Consider the following 17,707-nt stretch of genomic DNA (forward strand, 5'->3'; position numbering starts at 1 on the left):
AAAGGCCTTGAAAGACCTACTGAATTTGCTGAAAAACCAGGGTCAAGTCGAAGAGTTCGACGCCATCCGTATCGGATTGGCCTCGCCTGAGATGATCCGTTCGTGGTCGTTCGGTGAAGTAAAAAAGCCGGAAACCATCAACTACCGTACGTTCAAGCCTGAGCGTGACGGCCTGTTCTGCGCCAAGATCTTTGGCCCAGTCAAGGACTACGAGTGCCTGTGCGGCAAGTACAAGCGCCTGAAGCACCGTGGCGTGATCTGCGAGAAGTGCGGTGTTGAAGTCGCGCTGGCAAAAGTTCGTCGTGAGCGCATGGCGCACATCGAGCTGGCCTCGCCTGTTGCCCACATCTGGTTCCTGAAGTCGCTGCCGTCGCGTATCGGCCTGCTGATGGACATGACCCTGCGTGATATCGAACGCGTTCTCTATTTCGAGAGCTATGTCGTTATCGACCCGGGCATGACCACCCTGGAAAAAGGCCAGCTGCTGAACGACGAGCAGTACTTCGAAGCGCTGGAAGAGTTCGGCGATGACTTCGACGCCCGCATGGGTGCCGAGGCCGTCCGCGAACTGCTGCACGCTATCGACCTGGAACACGAGATTGGCCGCCTGCGCGAAGAGATTCCGCAGACCAACTCGGAAACCAAGATCAAGAAGCTGTCCAAGCGACTGAAGCTGATGGAGGCCTTCCAGGGCTCGGGCAACCTGCCTGAGTGGATGGTTCTGACCGTTCTGCCGGTTCTGCCGCCAGACCTGCGTCCACTGGTTCCGCTGGATGGCGGTCGTTTCGCGACCTCCGACCTGAACGACCTGTACCGTCGGGTGATCAACCGTAACAACCGTCTGAAGCGCCTGCTCGACCTGTCTGCGCCTGACATCATCGTGCGCAACGAAAAGCGCATGCTGCAGGAAGCGGTCGACGCACTGCTCGACAACGGCCGTCGCGGCCGCGCCATCACTGGCTCGAACAAGCGTCCTCTGAAATCCCTGGCCGACATGATCAAGGGTAAGCAAGGTCGTTTCCGTCAGAACCTGCTCGGTAAGCGCGTTGACTACTCGGGTCGTTCGGTAATTACCGTAGGTCCGACCCTGCGTCTGCACCAGTGCGGTCTGCCGAAGAAAATGGCCCTCGAGCTGTTCAAGCCGTTCATTTTCGGCAAGCTGGAAATGCGTGGTCTGGCGACCACCATCAAGGCTGCCAAGAAGATGGTCGAGCGCGAGTTGCCAGAGGTGTGGGACGTTCTTGCCGAAGTGATTCGCGAACACCCCGTACTGCTCAACCGTGCACCGACCCTTCACCGTCTGGGTATCCAGGCGTTCGAGCCGGTACTGATCGAAGGCAAGGCCATCCAGCTGCACCCGCTGGTCTGTGCTGCGTACAACGCCGACTTCGACGGTGACCAGATGGCCGTGCACGTGCCACTGACGCTGGAAGCCCAGCTCGAAGCGCGCGCGCTGATGATGTCGACCAACAACATCCTGTCGCCAGCCAACGGTGAGCCGATCATCGTTCCTTCGCAGGACGTTGTACTGGGTCTGTACTACATGACCCGCGAAGCCATCAATGCCAAGGGCGAAGGCCGCGTATTCGCCGACCTGCAGGAAGTCGACCGCGTATTCCGCGCCGGCGAAGCGGCCCTGCACGCCAAGATCAAGGTTCGTATCAACGAAACCGTGAACGATCGTGATGGCGGCAGCGTCAAGAACACCCGCATCGTCGACACCACTGTCGGCCGTGCACTGCTGTTCCAGGTTGTACCGCCAGGTCTGTCGTACGACGTGGTCAACCAGCCGATGAAGAAAAAGGCGATCTCCAAGCTGATCAACCAGTGCTACCGCGTGGTTGGTCTGAAAGAGACCGTCATCTTCGCTGACCAGCTGATGTACACCGGTTTTGCCTACTCGACCATCTCCGGCGTTTCCATCGGTGTTAACGACTTCGTTATCCCGGATGAAAAAGCCCGCATCATCGGTGCTGCCACCGACGAAGTGAAAGAGATCGAGAGCCAGTACGCCTCCGGCCTGGTAACCCAGGGCGAGAAGTACAACAAGGTCATCGACCTGTGGTCCAAGGCGAACGACGAAGTGTCCAAGGCGATGATGGCCAACCTCTCGAAAGAGAAAGTCATCGACCGCGAAGGCAACGAAGTCGAGCAGGAGTCCTTCAACTCGATGTACATGATGGCTGACTCCGGTGCCCGGGGCTCGGCAGCTCAGATTCGTCAGTTGGCCGGTATGCGTGGTCTGATGGCCAAGCCGGACGGCTCGATCATCGAGACACCGATCACCGCGAACTTCCGCGAAGGTCTGAGCGTACTGCAGTACTTCATCTCGACTCACGGTGCGCGTAAGGGTCTTGCGGATACCGCGTTGAAAACCGCGAACTCCGGTTACCTGACCCGTCGTCTGGTAGACGTGGCGCAGGATCTGGTGGTTACCGAGATCGACTGTGGCACCGAGCAGGGTCTGGTCATGACCCCGCACATCGAAGGCGGCGACGTTGTAGAGCCGCTGGGTGAGCGCGTACTGGGTCGTGTAATCGCCCGTGACGTGTTCAAGCCTGGCACCGACGACGTCATCGTTCCGGCCGGTACCCTGGTCGACGAGAAGTGGGTCGAGTTCATCGAGCTGAACAGCATCGACGAAGTGATCGTGCGTTCGCCGATCAGCTGCGAAACCCGCTACGGCATCTGCGCCAAGTGCTACGGTCGCGACCTGGCTCGCGGTCACCAGGTGAACATCGGTGAAGCTGTCGGCGTTATCGCTGCACAGTCGATCGGTGAGCCGGGTACCCAGCTGACCATGCGTACGTTCCACATCGGTGGTGCTGCAAGCCGTACCTCGGCTGCCGACAGCGTCCAGGTGAAGAACGGCGGTATGGTTCGTCTGCACAACCTCAAGCAGGTTGAGCGTGCCGACGGCAACCTGGTTGCCGTATCGCGTTCCGGCGAGTTGGCGATTGCCGACGAGTTCGGTCGTGAGCGCGAGCGTTACAAGCTGCCTTACGGCGCCGTGATTTCGGTGAAGGAAGGCGACAAGGTCGACGCTGGCGCCATCGTCGCCAAGTGGGACCCGCACACCCACCCGATCGTTACCGAAATGAAAGGTACCGTGACCTTCGTGGGCATGGAAGAAGGCATCACGATCAAGCGTCAGACTGACGAATTGACCGGCCTGACCAACATCGAGGTTCTGGACGTCAAAGACCGTCCGGCTGCAGGCAAGGAAATCCGTCCTGCAATCAAGATGGTCGACGCCAGCGGCAAGGATCTGCTGTTGCCAGGTACCGACGTACCGGCTCAGTACTTCCTGCCAGCCAACGCCCTGGTCGGTGTGGCTGACGGTGCACAGATCGGTGTTGGTGACGTTATCGCGCGTATCCCGCAAGAAACGTCCAAGACCCGTGACATCACCGGTGGTCTGCCGCGCGTTGCCGACCTGTTCGAAGCGCGCCGTCCGAAAGAAGCCTCGATTCTGGCTGAAGTCAGCGGTACCATCGCCTTCGGTAAAGAGACCAAGGGCAAGCGCCGTCTGGTCATCACCCCGAACGATGGCAGCGATCCGTACGAAGAGCTGATTCCGAAGTGGCGTCACCTGAACGTCTTCGAAGGCGAACAAGTGAACCGCGGCGAAGTCATCTCGGACGGTCCTAGCGATCCGCACGACATCCTGCGTCTGCTGGGTGTTAGCGCGCTGGCCAAGTACATCGTCAACGAGATCCAGGACGTTTACCGTCTGCAAGGCGTGAAGATCAACGACAAGCACATCGAGACCATCCTGCGTCAGATGCTGCGTAAGGTCGAGATTGCCGAGTCGGGTGACTCCAGCTTCATCAAGGGCGACCAGATGGAACTGACCCAGGTACTGGTAGAGAACGAGCGCCTTGGCGCGGAAGACAAGTTTGTCTCCAAGTTCACTCGTGTACTGCTGGGTATCACCAAGGCCTCGCTGTCCACCGAATCGTTCATCTCGGCGGCTTCCTTCCAGGAAACCACCCGCGTACTGACCGAAGCGGCGGTAACCGGCAAGCGCGACTACCTGCGCGGCCTGAAAGAAAACGTGGTCGTGGGTCGTCTGATCCCGGCCGGTACCGGTCTGGCCTACCACAGCGAGCGCAAGCGTCGCCGTGATGCCGACAAGCCGTTGCGTGTTAGCGCCAGTGAAGTGGAAGCTGCACTGACCGAAGCGCTGAACTCCAGCGGCAACTAAAGCGTAGGGCCCTGGCGGCCCTCACCCGATCTTCGCGACATAATCTGTTGCGAAGGGGAGGGTGGGGGATGTCGGGGCCTTGCCTTGACGAGGGGCAAGATCCTCTTTAGACTCTTGTACCCCTAAATTTGGTGGGACTTCGTCCTGCCATTTTGCTTTTCTTGCAAGACAATAGCGTCGCAAGACAACAGTGGAGCTAGTAGATGGCAACTATCAACCAGCTGGTACGTCAGCCGCGTAAGCGTATCGTCGAGAAATCCGACGTTCCTGCGCTGCAGAACTGCCCGCAACGTCGTGGCGTGTGCACCCGTGTGTACACCACCACGCCGAAAAAACCTAACTCGGCACTGCGTAAAGTATGCCGTGTGCGTCTGACCAACGGTTTCGAGGTTTCCTCGTACATCGGTGGTGAAGGCCACAACCTGCAAGAGCACAGCGTGGTACTGATCCGCGGCGGTCGTGTAAAAGACTTGCCAGGTGTTCGTTACCACACCGTTCGCGGCTCCCTGGATACCTCCGGCGTCAAAGGTCGTAACCAAGGTCGTTCGAAGTACGGTACCAAGCGTCCGAAGTAATCGGCCGTTTGCAGCAATTTGCAGTTATCAATTTTATTGAGTCGATAAGAGTAAGGTCGGGCACGCAACCTCTGGGTTCCCTGTCCCGAGCTAACCTGAAGACCGTTTGAGGGCTTATCAATGCCAAGACGTCGTGTAGCAGCCAAGCGTGAGATTCTGGACGATCCAAAATACGGATCGCAGATTCTCGCCAAGTTCATGAACCACGTGATGGAAAGCGGCAAGAAGGCCGTTGCCGAGCGTATCGTTTACGGTGCGCTGGACAAGGTCAAAGAACGCAAGAACAGCGATCCCCTGGAAATCTTCGAGAAAGCTCTCGACGCCATCGCTCCGCTGGTCGAAGTGAAGTCGCGCCGTGTTGGCGGTGCTACTTACCAGGTTCCGGTCGAAGTTCGTCCGTCCCGTCGTAACGCCCTGGCAATGCGCTGGTTGGTAGACTACGCGCGCAAGCGCGGCGAGAAGTCTATGGCCCTGCGCCTGGCCGGCGAATTGCTGGATGCTGCTGAAGGCAAAGGTGCTGCAGTCAAGAAGCGTGAAGACGTACACCGTATGGCCGAAGCCAACAAAGCGTTCTCGCACTACCGCTTCTAATTCAGGCATCACTATTTTTGCGAGGGCTCTATGGCTCGTACTACACCAATCAACCGCTACCGTAACATTGGTATTTGCGCGCACGTTGACGCGGGCAAGACCACTACTACCGAGCGGATCCTGTTCTACACAGGCCTGAGCCACAAACTGGGCGAGGTGCATGATGGCGCCGCGACCACCGACTGGATGGTGCAGGAGCAGGAGCGGGGTATCACCATTACCTCCGCTGCTGTCACTACCTTCTGGAAAGGCTCCAAGGGTCAGTATGACAACTACCGCGTAAACGTCATCGATACCCCCGGCCACGTTGACTTCACCATTGAAGTTGAGCGTTCGCTGCGTGTACTCGACGGCGCTGTCGTTGTGTTCTGCGGTACCTCCGGCGTTGAGCCACAGTCCGAAACCGTATGGCGTCAAGCCAACAAGTACGGCGTTCCACGTGTTGTATACGTGAACAAGATGGACCGTGCCGGTGCCAACTTCCTGCGCGTCGTAGGTCAGATCAAGAACCGTCTGGGTCACACCCCGGTTCCTGTTCAGCTGGCCATCGGTTCGGAAGAGAACTTCCAGGGTCAGGTCGATCTGATCAAGATGAAGGCTATCTACTGGAACGAAGACGACAAAGGCACCACCTATCGCGAGGAAGAAATTCCTGCCGATATGCTGGAGCTGGCTCAAGAGTGGCGCTCCAACATGGTTGAAGCGGCTGCCGAGTCCAGCGAAGAGCTGATGAACAAGTACCTGGAAGGCGAAGAGCTGACCGTCGAAGAAATCAAGGCCGGTCTGCGCGCGCGTACCCTGGCCAGCGAGATCGTTCCGGCTGTCTGTGGTTCGTCGTTCAAGAACAAGGGCGTTCCCCTGGTTCTCGACGCCGTTATCGACTTCCTGCCTGCTCCTACCGAGATTCCTGCGATCAAGGGTATCCACCCTGACCTGATCGAGAAGCCAAAGGAAGAGCTGGTCGACGCCGACTACGACGAGCGTCATGCCGACGACAACGAGCCGTTCTCGGCTCTGGCGTTCAAGATTGCCACCGACCCGTTCGTTGGTACTCTGACTTTTGTCCGTGTTTACTCGGGTATGCTGCAGTCCGGCGACTCCGTGATCAACTCGGTCAAGGGCAAGAAAGAGCGCGTTGGTCGTATGGTGCAGATGCACGCCAACCAGCGTGAAGAAATCAAGGAAGTACTGGCCGGCGACATCGCTGCTCTGATCGGCATGAAGGACGTCACCACTGGTGACACCCTGTGCAACGCCGACAAGCCGATCATCCTCGAGCGTATGGACTTCCCTGAGCCTGTGATTTCGGTAGCTGTCGAGCCGAAAACCAAGCAGGACCAGGAAAAGATGGGTATCGCACTGGGCAAGCTGGCTCAGGAAGACCCGTCGTTCCGCGTCAAGACCGACGAAGAAACCGGCCAGACCATCATCTCGGGTATGGGCGAGCTTCACCTGGACATCCTCGTTGACCGCATGAAGCGCGAATTCAACGTCGAAGCCAACATCGGTAAGCCGCAGGTTTCCTATCGCGAGCAGATCACCAAAGACAACGTCGAAATCGAAGGCAAGTTCGTTCGTCAGTCCGGTGGTCGCGGTCAGTTCGGTCACTGCTGGATCCGCTTCTCGCAGCCAGACGTGGACGCACACGGCAACATCACCGAAGGCCTGGTTTTCACCAACGAGGTTGTGGGTGGTGTGGTTCCGAAGGAATACATCCCGGCGATCCAGAAGGGTATCGAAGAGCAGATGAAGAACGGCATTGTTGCCGGCTATCCGCTGATCGGCCTGAAGGCAACCGTGTTTGATGGTTCCTACCACGACGTCGACTCTAACGAGATGGCGTTCAAGGTGGCGGCCTCCATGGCGACCAAGCAACTCGCAGCCAAAGGCGGCGGTAAGGTGCTTGAGCCGATCATGAAGGTAGAAGTTGTGACCCCTGAGGACTACATGGGTGACGTGATGGGTGACCTGAACCGTCGTCGTGGTCTGATCCAGGGTATGGAAGATTCGGTGTCCGGCAAGGTTGTCCGTGCTGAAGTTCCGCTCGGAGAGATGTTCGGTTATGCGACCGACGTTCGTTCCATGTCCCAGGGTCGCGCGAGCTACTCCATGGAATTCTCCAAATACGCTGAGGCTCCGTCGAACATCGTCGAAGCGCTCGTTAAAAAACAAGGCTGATTCAGTCCTTTAGGCTAGGAGTTAATTGTCGTGGCTAAAGAAAAATTTGATCGTTCCCTTCCGCACGTCAACGTTGGCACCATCGGTCACGTTGACCACGGTAAAACCACTCTGACCGCAGCTCTGACTCGCGTCTGCTCCGAAGTTTTCGGTTCCGCAGTCGTTGAATTCGACAAGATCGACAGCGCTCCAGAAGAGAAAGCTCGCGGTATCACCATCAACACCGCTCACGTTGAGTACAACTCGACCATTCGTCACTACGCTCACGTCGACTGCCCAGGTCACGCTGACTACGTGAAGAACATGATCACCGGTGCTGCCCAGATGGACGGCGCGATCCTGGTTTGCTCGGCCGCCGATGGTCCGATGCCACAAACCCGTGAGCACATCCTGCTGTCCCGTCAGGTTGGCGTTCCGTACATCGTGGTCTTCCTGAACAAGGCTGACCTGGTAGACGACGCTGAGCTGCTGGAACTGGTCGAGATGGAAGTTCGCGACCTGCTGTCCACCTACGACTTCCCAGGCGACGATACCCCGATCATCATCGGTTCGGCTCGTATGGCGCTGGAAGGCAAAGACGACAACGAAATGGGCACCACCGCTGTCAAGAAGCTGGTTGAGACTCTGGATACCTACATCCCAGAGCCTGAGCGCGCTATCGACAAGCCGTTCCTGATGCCAATCGAAGACGTATTCTCGATCTCGGGTCGTGGTACCGTTGTTACCGGTCGTATCGAGCGTGGCATCGTCCGCGTTCAAGACGCCCTGGAAATCGTTGGTCTGCGTGACACCACCACCACCACCTGCACCGGTGTTGAGATGTTCCGCAAGCTGCTGGACGAAGGTCGTGCTGGCGAGAACTGCGGCGTGCTGCTGCGCGGCACCAAGCGTGACGACGTTGAGCGTGGCCAGGTTCTGGTCAAGCCAGGTTCGGTCAAGCCGCACACCAAGTTCACCGCAGAAGTCTATGTTCTGAGCAAGGAAGAAGGCGGCCGTCACACTCCGTTCTTCAAAGGCTACCGTCCACAGTTCTACTTCCGTACTACTGACGTGACTGGTAACTGCGAGCTGCCAGAAGGCGTTGAAATGGTAATGCCAGGTGACAACATCCAGATGACTGTCACTCTGATCAAGACCATCGCGATGGAAGATGGTCTGCGCTTCGCTATCCGTGAAGGCGGTCGTACCGTCGGCGCCGGCGTCGTAGCCAAAATCATCGAGTAATCGTTGATCGTTTAGAAAGGCCCCCGCTTTTGCGGGGGCTTTTTTATTGGGTTGACACTCAGTGGGGGTGTCTATAGAATCACGCCTCCTTTTAACGGGCGTAGTGCGCCCGGTGGGAATAGCAGCCTGGAGTCTGAAATCCAATGCAAAATCAGCAAATCCGTATCAGGTTGAAGGCTTTTGACCATCGCCTGATCGACCAATCCACCCAGGAAATCGTGGAAACCGCGAAACGTACTGGTGCTCAAGTGCGTGGTCCAATTCCACTGCCTACCCGTAAAGAGCGGTTCACCGTTCTGGTCTCCCCGCACGTCAACAAAGACGCGCGTGACCAGTACGAGATCCGTACTCATAAGCGCGTACTGGACATCGTCCAGCCAACGGATAAAACCGTTGATGCTCTTATGAAGCTCGATCTTGCGGCAGGCGTGGAAGTGCAGATCAGCCTCGGCTAAGACTCGGGTCTTAGTCGTGTAACGCTCTGAAATGGGCGGCCATAGCGGGTGAAAGCCCCGTACACTCATGAGGTTTACAACATGACTATTGGTGTAGTCGGTCGTAAATGCGGTATGACCCGTATTTTCACCGAAGAAGGTGTCTCCATTCCGGTCACGGTCATTGAGATCGAGCCGAATCGCGTCACCCAGTTCAAAACCGAAGAAACTGATGGCTATCGCGCAGTGCAAGTCACTGTTGGCGAGCGTCGCGCTTCGCGTGTGACTGCTGCTCAAGCAGGTCACTTCGCTAAAGCGAACGTTGCCGCTGGTCGCGGTGTCTGGGAATTCCGTCTTGAAGAAGGCGAGTACCAGGCTGGCGACTTGATCAATGCAGAAATCTTCGCTGCTGGCCAAATGGTAGACGTTACCGGTCAGTCGAAAGGTAAAGGCTTTGCCGGTACCATCAAGCGTTGGAATTTCCGCGGTCAAGACAATACCCACGGTAACTCCGTTTCCCACCGCGTCCCGGGCTCTATCGGCCAGTGCCAGACTCCTGGTCGTGTATTCAAGGGCAAAAAAATGTCCGGTCACATGGGCGCCGAGCGCGTGACCGTTCAGTCCCTCGAAGTAGTGCGCGTCGACGCTGAACGCAATCTGTTGCTGGTCAAGGGTGCCGTTCCTGGCGCTACTGGCGGCAATCTGGTTGTGCGTCCGGCTGCCAAGGCTCGCGGTTAAGGGGAAGCTGACATGCAACTAAATGTAAATGACGCTCAAGCGATCGAAGTTTCCGAACTGACTTTCGGCGGCGAATTCAACGAGACGCTGGTACACCAAGCAGTCGTGGCCTACATGGCCGGCGGCCGTCAGGGCACCAAGCAGCAGAAAACCCGTTCCGACGTTGCTGGTGGCGGCAAGCGCCCATGGCGTCAGAAAGGCACTGGCCGCGCTCGTGCCGGTACTATCCGTAGCCCAATCTGGCGTGGCGGCGGTACCACTTTCGCAGCTCGTCCTCAAGACCACTCGCAGAAGCTCAACAAGAAGATGTACCGCGCAGCAATGCGTTCCATCCTCGCCGAGCTGGTGCGTACCGACCGTCTGGTCGTGGTTCAGGACTTCGCTGTTGAAGCACCGAAAACCAAAGACCTGCTGAACAAACTGAACGGCATGGGTCTGAGCGACGTACTGATCGTTTCTGATGCTGTTGATCAGAATCTGTACCTGGCTGCTCGCAACCTGCCGCACGTCGACGTACGTGACGTACAGGGTTCCGATCCGGTCAGTCTGATCGCATACGACAAGGTGTTGATCACCGTGTCGGCCGTGAAGAAATTCGAGGAGCTGCTGGGATGAACCAGGAACGCGTATTTAAAGTTCTACTTGGCCCGCACGTTTCCGAGAAGGCCACGGTTCTGGCTGACAAGAAAGGCCAGTTCGTTTTCAAGGTTGCTACCGACGCAACCAAGCTGGAAATCAAGAAGGCCGTCGAAAGCCTGTTCAGCGTGAAAGTGGAAAGCGTGACTACCCTGAACGTTCTGGGTAAGACCAAGCGTACCGCTCGCGGTCTGGGCAAGCGTAATGACTGGAAGAAGGCGATCATCTCCCTTCAACCCGGCCAAGATCTCGATTTCAGCAGCAGTGCTGAGTAAGGAAGGGGTGCATCATGGCAATCGTTAAATGCAAACCGACTTCCCCTGGCCGCCGTTTCGTGGTCAAGGTGGTCAACAAGGAGCTGCATAAAGGCGCTCCTCACGCACCGCTGCTCGAGAAGAAATCGAAGTCTGGTGGTCGTAACAACAATGGCCGCATCACTACGCGTCACGTAGGTGGTGGTCATAAGCAGCATTACCGTATGGTCGACTTCCGTCGCAACGACAAGGACGGCATCGTCGCCACTGTCGAGCGTATCGAATACGACCCGAACCGTACTGCTCACATCGCACTGCTCTGCTACGCAGACGGCGAGCGCCGCTACATCATCGCCCCTAAAGGCGTGAGTGCTGGCGACCAGCTGATCGCAGGTGCTCTGGCTCCAATCAAGCCAGGCAACTCCCTGCAACTGCGCAACATTCCAGTGGGTAGCACCATTCACGGCATCGAACTGAAGCCGGGCAAAGGTGCACAGATCGCTCGTTCCGCTGGTGCTTCGGCTCAGCTGATCGCTCGCGAAGGTGTCTATGTGACCCTGCGTCTGCGCTCTGGTGAAATGCGTAAAGTCCTGGCTGAGTGCCGTGCGACCCTGGGCGAAGTCTCGAACTCCGAGCACAGCCTGCGTTCGCTGGGTAAAGCTGGTGCCAAACGCTGGCGTGGCGTTCGCCCAACCGTTCGTGGTGTTGCCATGAACCCGGTTGACCACCCACATGGTGGTGGTGAAGGTCGTACCTCCGGTGGTCGTCATCCGGTATCGCCATGGGGCTTCCCGACTAAGGGCGCGAAGACTCGTGGTAATAAGCGTACCGACAAAATGATCGTCCGTCGTCGCAAGTAAATAGAGGGATACGACAGTGCCACGTTCTCTGAAAAAAGGTCCTTTTATCGATCTTCACCTACTGAAGAAGATCGAAGTGGCGGCGGAAAAGAACGATCGCAAACCAGTTAAGACCTGGTCGCGCCGTTCGATGATCCTGCCACAAATGGTCGGTCTGACCATCGCGGTACACAACGGTCGCCAACACGTCCCAGTTCTCGTGAACGAAGACATGGTCGGCCATAAACTGGGCGAGTTCGCCGGTACCCGCACCTACCGCGGGCACGTGGCTGACAAGAAAGCCAAGCGTTAAGGGGTAAGGAAATGGAAGTAGCCGCTAAGTTGTCGGGCGCTCGCATCTCCGCCCAGAAAGCCCGCTTGGTCGCCGACCAGATCCGCGGGAAGAAGGTGGGCGAAGCGCTCAACCTGTTGGCCTTCAGCAGCAAAAAAGCCGCTGAAATCATGAAGAAAGTCCTCGAGTCGGCCGTAGCCAACGCCGAGCATAACGAAGGCGCAGACGTTGATGACCTGAAGGTCTCCACCGTTTTCGTCAACGAAGGGCGTTCGCTGAAGCGCATCATGCCGCGTGCCAAAGGCCGCGCTGATCGCATCGTCAAGCGGTCTTGCCATATCACTGTCAAGGTTGCGGACAAGTAACGGAGTCGATCAGATGGGTCAGAAAGTACATCCCACTGGCATTCGCCTGGGAATCGTCAAGGAGCACACCTCCGTCTGGTACGCAGACGGTCGGACTTATGCGGACTATTTGCTCGCAGATCTGAATGTGCGTGAGTACCTCCAAGACAAACTAAAAAGCGCGTCCGTTAGCCGTATCGATATCCATCGTCCGGCTCAAACTGCACGCATCACCATCCACACCGCTCGTCCAGGTATCGTTATCGGGAAGAAAGGTGAAGATGTTGAGAAACTGCGTCAGGACCTGACCAAGCAAATGGGTGTGCCTGTGCACATCAATATCGAAGAGATCCGCAAGCCGGAACTCGACGGTATGCTGGTAGCTCAGAGCGTAGCTCAGCAGCTGGAGCGTCGTGTGATGTTCCGTCGCGCCATGAAGCGCGCCGTACAGAACGCCATGCGTATTGGTGCCAAGGGCATCAAGATCCAGGTGAGCGGTCGTCTCGGCGGTGCTGAAATCGCACGTACTGAATGGTATCGCGAAGGTCGTGTGCCACTGCACACCCTGCGTGCCGACATCGACTATGCCACTTACGAAGCTCACACCACTTACGGTGTGATCGGTGTGAAGGTTTGGATTTTCAAAGGCGAAGTTATTGGTGGTCGCCAAGAAGAACTGAAACCACAAGCACCAGCGCCTCGTAAAAAAGCTGCTAAGTAAGGGGTACGCCAAATGTTGCAACCAAAGCGTACAAAATTCCGCAAGCAGATGACTGGCCACAACCGTGGTCTGGCACTGCGCGGTAGCAAAGTCAGCTTCGGCGAGTTTGCTCTGAAAGCTGTTGCTCGCGGTCGTCTCACCGCTCGCCAGATCGAATCGGCACGTCGTGCCCTGACCCGTCACGTAAAACGTGGCGGCAAGATCTGGATCCGTGTATTCCCGGACAAGCCGATCTCCAAGAAGCCTCTCGAAGTGCGGATGGGTAAAGGTAAGGGTTCCGTGGAGTACTGGGTTGCCCAGATCCAGCCAGGCAAGGTCCTGTACGAGATCGAGGGTGTTTCTGAAGAGCTGGCGCGTGAGGCATTCGCCTTGGCGGCTGCAAAGCTGCCTCTCGCCACCTCCTTTGTTAAGCGGACGGTGATGTGATGAAAGCGAATGAACTTCGTGAAAAATCAGCACAGCAGCTGAACGAGCAACTGCTCGGCTTGCTGCGCGACCAGTTCAATCTGCGTATGCAGAAGGCAACTGGCCAGTTGGGGCAGTCGCACCTGCTCTCGCAAGTTAAGCGTGACATCGCTCGCGTGAAAACTGTGCTCAACCAGCAGGCAGGTAAGTGATCATGGCTGAAGCTGAAAAAACCGTCCGTACGCTGACTGGCCGTGTCGTCAGCGACAAGATGGACAAAACCATCACCGTACTGATCGAGCGTCGCGTAAAGCACCCGATCTACGGTAAATACGTTAAGCGTTCGACTAAGCTGCACGCGCACGACGAAACCAACCAGTGCCACATCGGCGACAAGGTCTCCATCCGCGAGACTCGTCCGCTGGCCAAGACCAAGTCCTGGGCACTGGTTGAAGTTCTCGAACGCGCTGTTGAAGTCTAAGGGCTAGGGGTCGGAGAAATTTTATGATTCAGACTCAATCCATGCTCGATGTGGCCGATAACAGCGGCGCTCGTCGCGTCATGTGCATCAAGGTGCTCGGCGGTTCGCACCGTCGCTACGCCGGTATCGGTGACATCATCAAGGTAACCGTCAAGGAAGCAATTCCTCGCGGTAAAGTAAAGAAAGGCCAGGTGATGACTGCTGTTGTAGTCCGCACTCGCCACGGTGTCCGTCGTGCTGACGGCTCCATCATCCGCTTTGATGGCAATGCTGCTGTTCTGCTGAACAACAAGCAAGAGCCGATCGGCACCCGTATCTTTGGGCCAGTGACCCGTGAACTTCGTACTGAGAAGTTCATGAAGATCGTCTCGCTCGCCCCAGAAGTGCTGTAAGGAGATCCGACATGCAAAAGATTCGTCGTGACGACGAGATCATCGTGATCGCCGGCAAAGACAAAGGTAAGCGCGGTAAGGTGCTCAAGGTTCTCGCTGACGACCGTCTGGTCGTTGGTGGGATCAACCTGGTGAAGCGTCATACCAAGCCTAACCCTATGTCGGGCGTACAAGGCGGTATCGTCGAGAAAGAAGCGCCACTGCACGCTTCCAACGTCGCCATCTTCAACGGCGAAACCAACAAGGCTGACCGCGTTGGTTTCAAAGTAGAAGAAGGCAAAAAAATTCGTGTCTTCAAGTCGACCCAAAAAGCGGTTGATGCTTGAACACTGCTAGGTAGAAGACCATGGCACGACTGAAAGAGATTTACCGGAAGGAAATTGCTCCCAAGCTTAAGGAAGAACTTAAGCTGGCGAACGTGATGGAAGTTCCGCGCGTTACCAAGATCACCCTGAACATGGGTCTGGGCGAAGCTGTCGGCGACAAGAAAGTCATCGAGCACGCTGTAGCTGACCTCGAGAAGATCACCGGTCAAAAAGCCGTTGTGACTTTCGCTCGGAAATCCATCGCGGGCTTCAAAGTCCGTGAGGGCTGGCCGATCGGCGTCAAAGTCACTCTGCGCCGTGATCGTATGTACGAATTCCTGGACCGCCTGCTGGCGATCTCCCTGCCTCGGGTTCGCGACTTCCGCGGCCTGAATGCCAAGTCCTTCGACGGTCGTGGCAACTACAGCATGGGCGTGAAAGAGCAGATCATCTTCCCGGAAATCGACTACGACAAGATCGATGCTCTGCGCGGTCTGGACATTACCCTGACCACCACTGCTCGTACGGATGACGAAGGTCGCGCTCTGCTGCGCGCTTTCAAATTCCCGTTCCGCAACTGATTGGAGTAGGAAAATGGCCAAGAAGAGCATGAAAAACCGCGAGCTGAAGCGTCAGCTCACGGTTGCTAAATACGCCAAGAAGCGTGCTGAGCTCAAAGCTACCATCGTTAATCTGAATGCAACTCCAGAAGAACGTTGGGCAGCCTCGATCGCTCTGCAGAAGCAGCCACGTGACGCAAGCGCCTCGCGCATGCGTAACCGCTGCCGCATCACCGGTCGTCCGCACGGCGTTTACCGCAAGTTCGGCCTCGGCCGTAACAAGCTGCGTGAAGCAGCAATGCGCGGTGACGTTCCAGGTCTGGTCAAAGCCAGCTGGTAAGACGTACCGGCAGGGCCCTGGCGGCGGGGGAGTGATCTTCCGACCGCCGGTGATCTTGCAACGAAACAAGCCCCTTATGGGGCTTGTTTCGTTTCTGGGATGTGTCTAGAATGACCGGCTCACCTGAGCCCGGGTTTTTTGCCCGTTGCGATCAGGTGACTGTAGTAGCCGAAAGGCTAATTTTTCTTGTATCAGGAGCGTCTAGCCCATGAGTATGCAGGACCCGTTAGCGGACATGCTAACTCGAATCCGTAATGCCCAGATGGCTGAAAAGTCCGTCGTAAGCATGCCGTCCTCGACCCTGAAGGTGGCTGTAGCCAAAGTTCTGAAAGACGAAGGTTACATCGCGGGTTATCAGGTCAGCAGTGAAGTCAAACCTTCGCTGTCCATCGAGCTGAAATACTTCGAAGGCCGTCCGGTCATCGAGGAAGTCAAGCGCGTAAGTCGTCCAGGCCTGCGTCAGTACAAGTCCGTCGAAGAGCTGCCGAAAGTACGTGGCGGTCTGGGCGTGTCTATCGTCTCCACCAACAAAGGTGTGATGACTGATCGTGCTGCGCGCGCTGCCGGTGTCGGCGGCGAAGTACTCTGCACAGTGTTCTAAGGGGGGATAAGCATGTCTCGCGTCGCTAAGAACCCCGTTAAGCTGCCAGCCGGTGTCGAAGTCAAATTCGTCGGCCAACAGCTTTCGGTGAAGGGTGCCAAGGGCACTCTCGAACTGAACGTTCACTCGTCCGTTGAAGTTGTTGAAGAAGCTGGTGAGCTGCGTTTCGCTGCTCGCAACGGCGACCAACAAACTCGCGCAATGGCCGGCACTACCCGTGCACTCGTGAACAACATGGTCCAGGGCGTAAGCCAAGGCTTCGAGCGCAAGCTCCAGCTGGTCGGTGTTGGTTACAAGGCGCAAGCCAAGGGCACCGTGCTGAACCTGGCGCTCGGCTTCTCGCACCCAGTGGATTATGAACTGCCTGAGGGCATCACCGCTGAGACCCCTAGCCAGACCGACATCCTGATCAAGGGTATCGACAAGCAGCTGGTAGGTCAGGTGGCCGCTGAAATCCGCGACTTCCGTCCACCAGAGCCGTACAAAGGCAAGGGTGTGCGTTACGCGGACGAAGTCGTCCGTCGTAAAGAAGCCAAGAAGAAGTAGGGCATAGCAAATGACCGACAAAAAAGTTACTCGACTGCGTCGCGCTCGCAAAGCACGCCTGAAAATGCACGAACTCGAAGTCGTGCGTCTCTGCGTGTTCCGCTCCTCGCAGCACATCTATGCCCAGGTCATTTCGGCCGACGGCAGCAAAGTCCTGGCCAGCGCCTCGACTTTGGACAAAGACCTGCGTGATGGCGCCACTGGCAACATCGACGCGGCCACTAAGGTTGGCAAGCTGGTAGCTGAGCGCGCGAAAGCCGCCGGTGTATCTCAAGTTGCCTTTGACCGTTCTGGCTTCAAGTACCACGGCCGCGTTAAAGCGCTGGCAGATGGTGCTCGTGAAGGCGGACTGGAGTTCTAAGTTATGTCAAATAACGATCAAAAGCGCGACGAAGGCTACATCGAGAAGCTGGTTCAAGTTAACCGCGTAGCCAAAACCGTAAAAGGCGGCCGTATCTTCACCTTCACCGCGTTGACCGTGGTAGGTGATGGCAAGGGTCGCGTTGGTTTCGGCCGTGGCAAATCGCGCGAAGTACCTGCTGCGATCCAGAAAGCCATGGAAGCTGCCCGTCGCAACATGATTCAGGTAGACCTGAACGGCACCACTCTGCAGTACGCCACCAAGTCCGCCCACGGCGCTTCGAAGGTGTACATGCAGCCTGCTTCCGACGGTACCGGTATCATCGCCGGTGGCGCGATGCGTGCTGTCCTGGAAGTTGCTGGCGTTCAGAACGTCCTGGCCAAGTGCTACGGCTCGACCAACCCAGTGAACGTGGTTCATGCCACTTTCAAGGGTCTGAAGGCTATGCAATCTCCTGAATCCATTGCTGCCAAGCGCGGCAAGAGCGTCGAGGAGATCCGCTGATCATGGCTACCGTCAAAGTAACGCTGATCAAAAGCACCGCCGGCCGTCTCCCTAACCACAAACTGTGTGTTAAGGGTCTGGGTCTGCGCCGCATCGGTCACACTGTAGAAGTCCTGGATACTCCCGAGAATCGCGGGATGATCAACAAGGCTTACTACATGCTGCGCGTCGAGGGTTAA

General features: G+C 56.9%; 25 protein-coding genes. All 25 read left to right on the forward strand.

The window, feature by feature from the left end:
* Nucleotides 1-7: 7 nt before the first annotated feature.
* The 25 genes from rpoC (at nucleotide 8) to rpmD (ending at nucleotide 17,707) form a co-directional block, all read left to right on the forward strand.
* Nucleotides 8-4,207: a DNA-directed RNA polymerase subunit beta' gene (gene rpoC, locus FW760_RS17070; protein ID WP_054916698.1), complete on the forward strand. Its 4,200-nt coding sequence runs from the start codon at nucleotides 8-10 to the stop codon at nucleotides 4,205-4,207.
* 203 nt (nucleotides 4,208-4,410) lie between these two features.
* Entirely contained in the window at nucleotides 4,411-4,782 is a 372-nt protein-coding gene (gene rpsL / locus FW760_RS17075; RefSeq protein ID WP_003186084.1) for a 30S ribosomal protein S12, read from the forward strand.
* Between the two features lie 120 nt (nucleotides 4,783-4,902).
* Nucleotides 4,903-5,373, forward strand: a complete 471-nt coding sequence (gene rpsG, locus FW760_RS17080) for a 30S ribosomal protein S7 (protein WP_008089143.1) — start codon at nucleotides 4,903-4,905, stop codon at nucleotides 5,371-5,373.
* A 30-nt stretch (nucleotides 5,374-5,403) separates the two neighbouring features.
* Nucleotides 5,404-7,551, forward strand: a complete 2,148-nt coding sequence (fusA, locus tag FW760_RS17085) for an elongation factor G (protein ID WP_043861933.1) — start codon at nucleotides 5,404-5,406, stop codon at nucleotides 7,549-7,551.
* Between the two features lie 30 nt (nucleotides 7,552-7,581).
* Entirely contained in the window at nucleotides 7,582-8,775 is a 1,194-nt protein-coding gene (gene tuf / locus FW760_RS17090) for an elongation factor Tu (protein ID WP_043861932.1), read from the forward strand.
* A 143-nt stretch (nucleotides 8,776-8,918) separates the two neighbouring features.
* On the forward strand, nucleotides 8,919-9,230 hold the full coding sequence (rpsJ, locus tag FW760_RS17095) for a 30S ribosomal protein S10 (RefSeq protein ID WP_003186070.1): 312 nt from the start codon (nucleotides 8,919-8,921) through the stop codon (nucleotides 9,228-9,230).
* An 81-nt stretch (nucleotides 9,231-9,311) separates the two neighbouring features.
* On the forward strand, nucleotides 9,312-9,947 hold the full coding sequence (rplC, locus tag FW760_RS17100; RefSeq protein ID WP_043861931.1) for a 50S ribosomal protein L3: 636 nt from the start codon (nucleotides 9,312-9,314) through the stop codon (nucleotides 9,945-9,947).
* 12 nt (nucleotides 9,948-9,959) lie between these two features.
* Nucleotides 9,960-10,562 (forward strand): 50S ribosomal protein L4, encoded by a 603-nt coding sequence (rplD, locus tag FW760_RS17105; RefSeq protein WP_010220305.1) that lies wholly within the window; start codon nucleotides 9,960-9,962, stop codon nucleotides 10,560-10,562.
* Complete coding sequence (rplW, locus tag FW760_RS17110) at nucleotides 10,559-10,858, forward strand: 50S ribosomal protein L23 (protein WP_009397515.1); 300 nt, start codon at nucleotides 10,559-10,561, stop codon at nucleotides 10,856-10,858. Before rplD ends, rplW begins: the two co-directional genes overlap by 4 nt.
* Before the next feature lie 14 nt (nucleotides 10,859-10,872).
* Entirely contained in the window at nucleotides 10,873-11,697 is an 825-nt protein-coding gene (gene rplB, locus FW760_RS17115) for a 50S ribosomal protein L2 (RefSeq protein WP_078481646.1), read from the forward strand.
* 16 nt (nucleotides 11,698-11,713) lie between these two features.
* Entirely contained in the window at nucleotides 11,714-11,989 is a 276-nt protein-coding gene (gene rpsS / locus FW760_RS17120; protein ID WP_002555486.1) for a 30S ribosomal protein S19, read from the forward strand.
* 11 nt (nucleotides 11,990-12,000) lie between these two features.
* Complete coding sequence (gene rplV / locus FW760_RS17125; protein ID WP_003103908.1) at nucleotides 12,001-12,333, forward strand: 50S ribosomal protein L22; 333 nt, start codon at nucleotides 12,001-12,003, stop codon at nucleotides 12,331-12,333.
* A 13-nt stretch (nucleotides 12,334-12,346) separates the two neighbouring features.
* A complete protein-coding gene (rpsC, locus tag FW760_RS17130) occupies nucleotides 12,347-13,033 on the forward strand; it encodes a 30S ribosomal protein S3 (RefSeq protein ID WP_010220308.1) in 687 nt (228 codons plus the stop codon).
* Nucleotides 13,034-13,045: 12 nt separating this feature from the next.
* Nucleotides 13,046-13,459, forward strand: coding sequence for a 50S ribosomal protein L16 (rplP, locus tag FW760_RS17135; protein ID WP_003255479.1), 414 nt, complete (start codon nucleotides 13,046-13,048; stop codon nucleotides 13,457-13,459).
* Complete coding sequence (gene rpmC / locus FW760_RS17140) at nucleotides 13,459-13,650, forward strand: 50S ribosomal protein L29 (RefSeq protein ID WP_002555481.1); 192 nt, start codon at nucleotides 13,459-13,461, stop codon at nucleotides 13,648-13,650. Before rplP ends, rpmC begins: the two co-directional genes overlap by 1 nt.
* Before the next feature lie 2 nt (nucleotides 13,651-13,652).
* Nucleotides 13,653-13,919 (forward strand): 30S ribosomal protein S17, encoded by a 267-nt coding sequence (gene rpsQ / locus FW760_RS17145; protein WP_008374160.1) that lies wholly within the window; start codon nucleotides 13,653-13,655, stop codon nucleotides 13,917-13,919.
* Between the two features lie 23 nt (nucleotides 13,920-13,942).
* Nucleotides 13,943-14,311, forward strand: a complete 369-nt coding sequence (rplN, locus tag FW760_RS17150; protein ID WP_002555479.1) for a 50S ribosomal protein L14 — start codon at nucleotides 13,943-13,945, stop codon at nucleotides 14,309-14,311.
* A gap of 11 nt (nucleotides 14,312-14,322) precedes the next feature.
* Entirely contained in the window at nucleotides 14,323-14,637 is a 315-nt protein-coding gene (rplX, locus tag FW760_RS17155; RefSeq protein ID WP_008374158.1) for a 50S ribosomal protein L24, read from the forward strand.
* Nucleotides 14,638-14,657: 20 nt separating this feature from the next.
* Nucleotides 14,658-15,197: a 50S ribosomal protein L5 gene (rplE, locus tag FW760_RS17160; RefSeq protein WP_043861930.1), complete on the forward strand. Its 540-nt coding sequence runs from the start codon at nucleotides 14,658-14,660 to the stop codon at nucleotides 15,195-15,197.
* Between the two features lie 13 nt (nucleotides 15,198-15,210).
* Nucleotides 15,211-15,516 carry a 30S ribosomal protein S14 gene (rpsN, locus tag FW760_RS17165; RefSeq protein ID WP_043861929.1) on the forward strand — a complete coding sequence of 102 codons (306 nt, stop codon included), beginning with the start codon at nucleotides 15,211-15,213 and terminating at the stop codon, nucleotides 15,514-15,516.
* 208 nt (nucleotides 15,517-15,724) lie between these two features.
* On the forward strand, nucleotides 15,725-16,117 hold the full coding sequence (gene rpsH / locus FW760_RS17170; protein ID WP_010220313.1) for a 30S ribosomal protein S8: 393 nt from the start codon (nucleotides 15,725-15,727) through the stop codon (nucleotides 16,115-16,117).
* A 12-nt stretch (nucleotides 16,118-16,129) separates the two neighbouring features.
* On the forward strand, nucleotides 16,130-16,663 hold the full coding sequence (gene rplF, locus FW760_RS17175; RefSeq protein WP_043861928.1) for a 50S ribosomal protein L6: 534 nt from the start codon (nucleotides 16,130-16,132) through the stop codon (nucleotides 16,661-16,663).
* Nucleotides 16,664-16,673: 10 nt separating this feature from the next.
* The gene (gene rplR, locus FW760_RS17180) at nucleotides 16,674-17,024 is read left to right on the forward strand and encodes a 50S ribosomal protein L18 (protein ID WP_043861927.1); all 351 of its coding nucleotides are present in this window, start codon (nucleotides 16,674-16,676) and stop codon (nucleotides 17,022-17,024) included.
* A 3-nt stretch (nucleotides 17,025-17,027) separates the two neighbouring features.
* Complete coding sequence (gene rpsE / locus FW760_RS17185; RefSeq protein WP_043861926.1) at nucleotides 17,028-17,528, forward strand: 30S ribosomal protein S5; 501 nt, start codon at nucleotides 17,028-17,030, stop codon at nucleotides 17,526-17,528.
* 2 nt (nucleotides 17,529-17,530) lie between these two features.
* Entirely contained in the window at nucleotides 17,531-17,707 is a 177-nt protein-coding gene (gene rpmD, locus FW760_RS17190) for a 50S ribosomal protein L30 (protein WP_010220317.1), read from the forward strand.

The organism is Pseudomonas sp. 1176_21 (genome assembly GCF_052850635.1).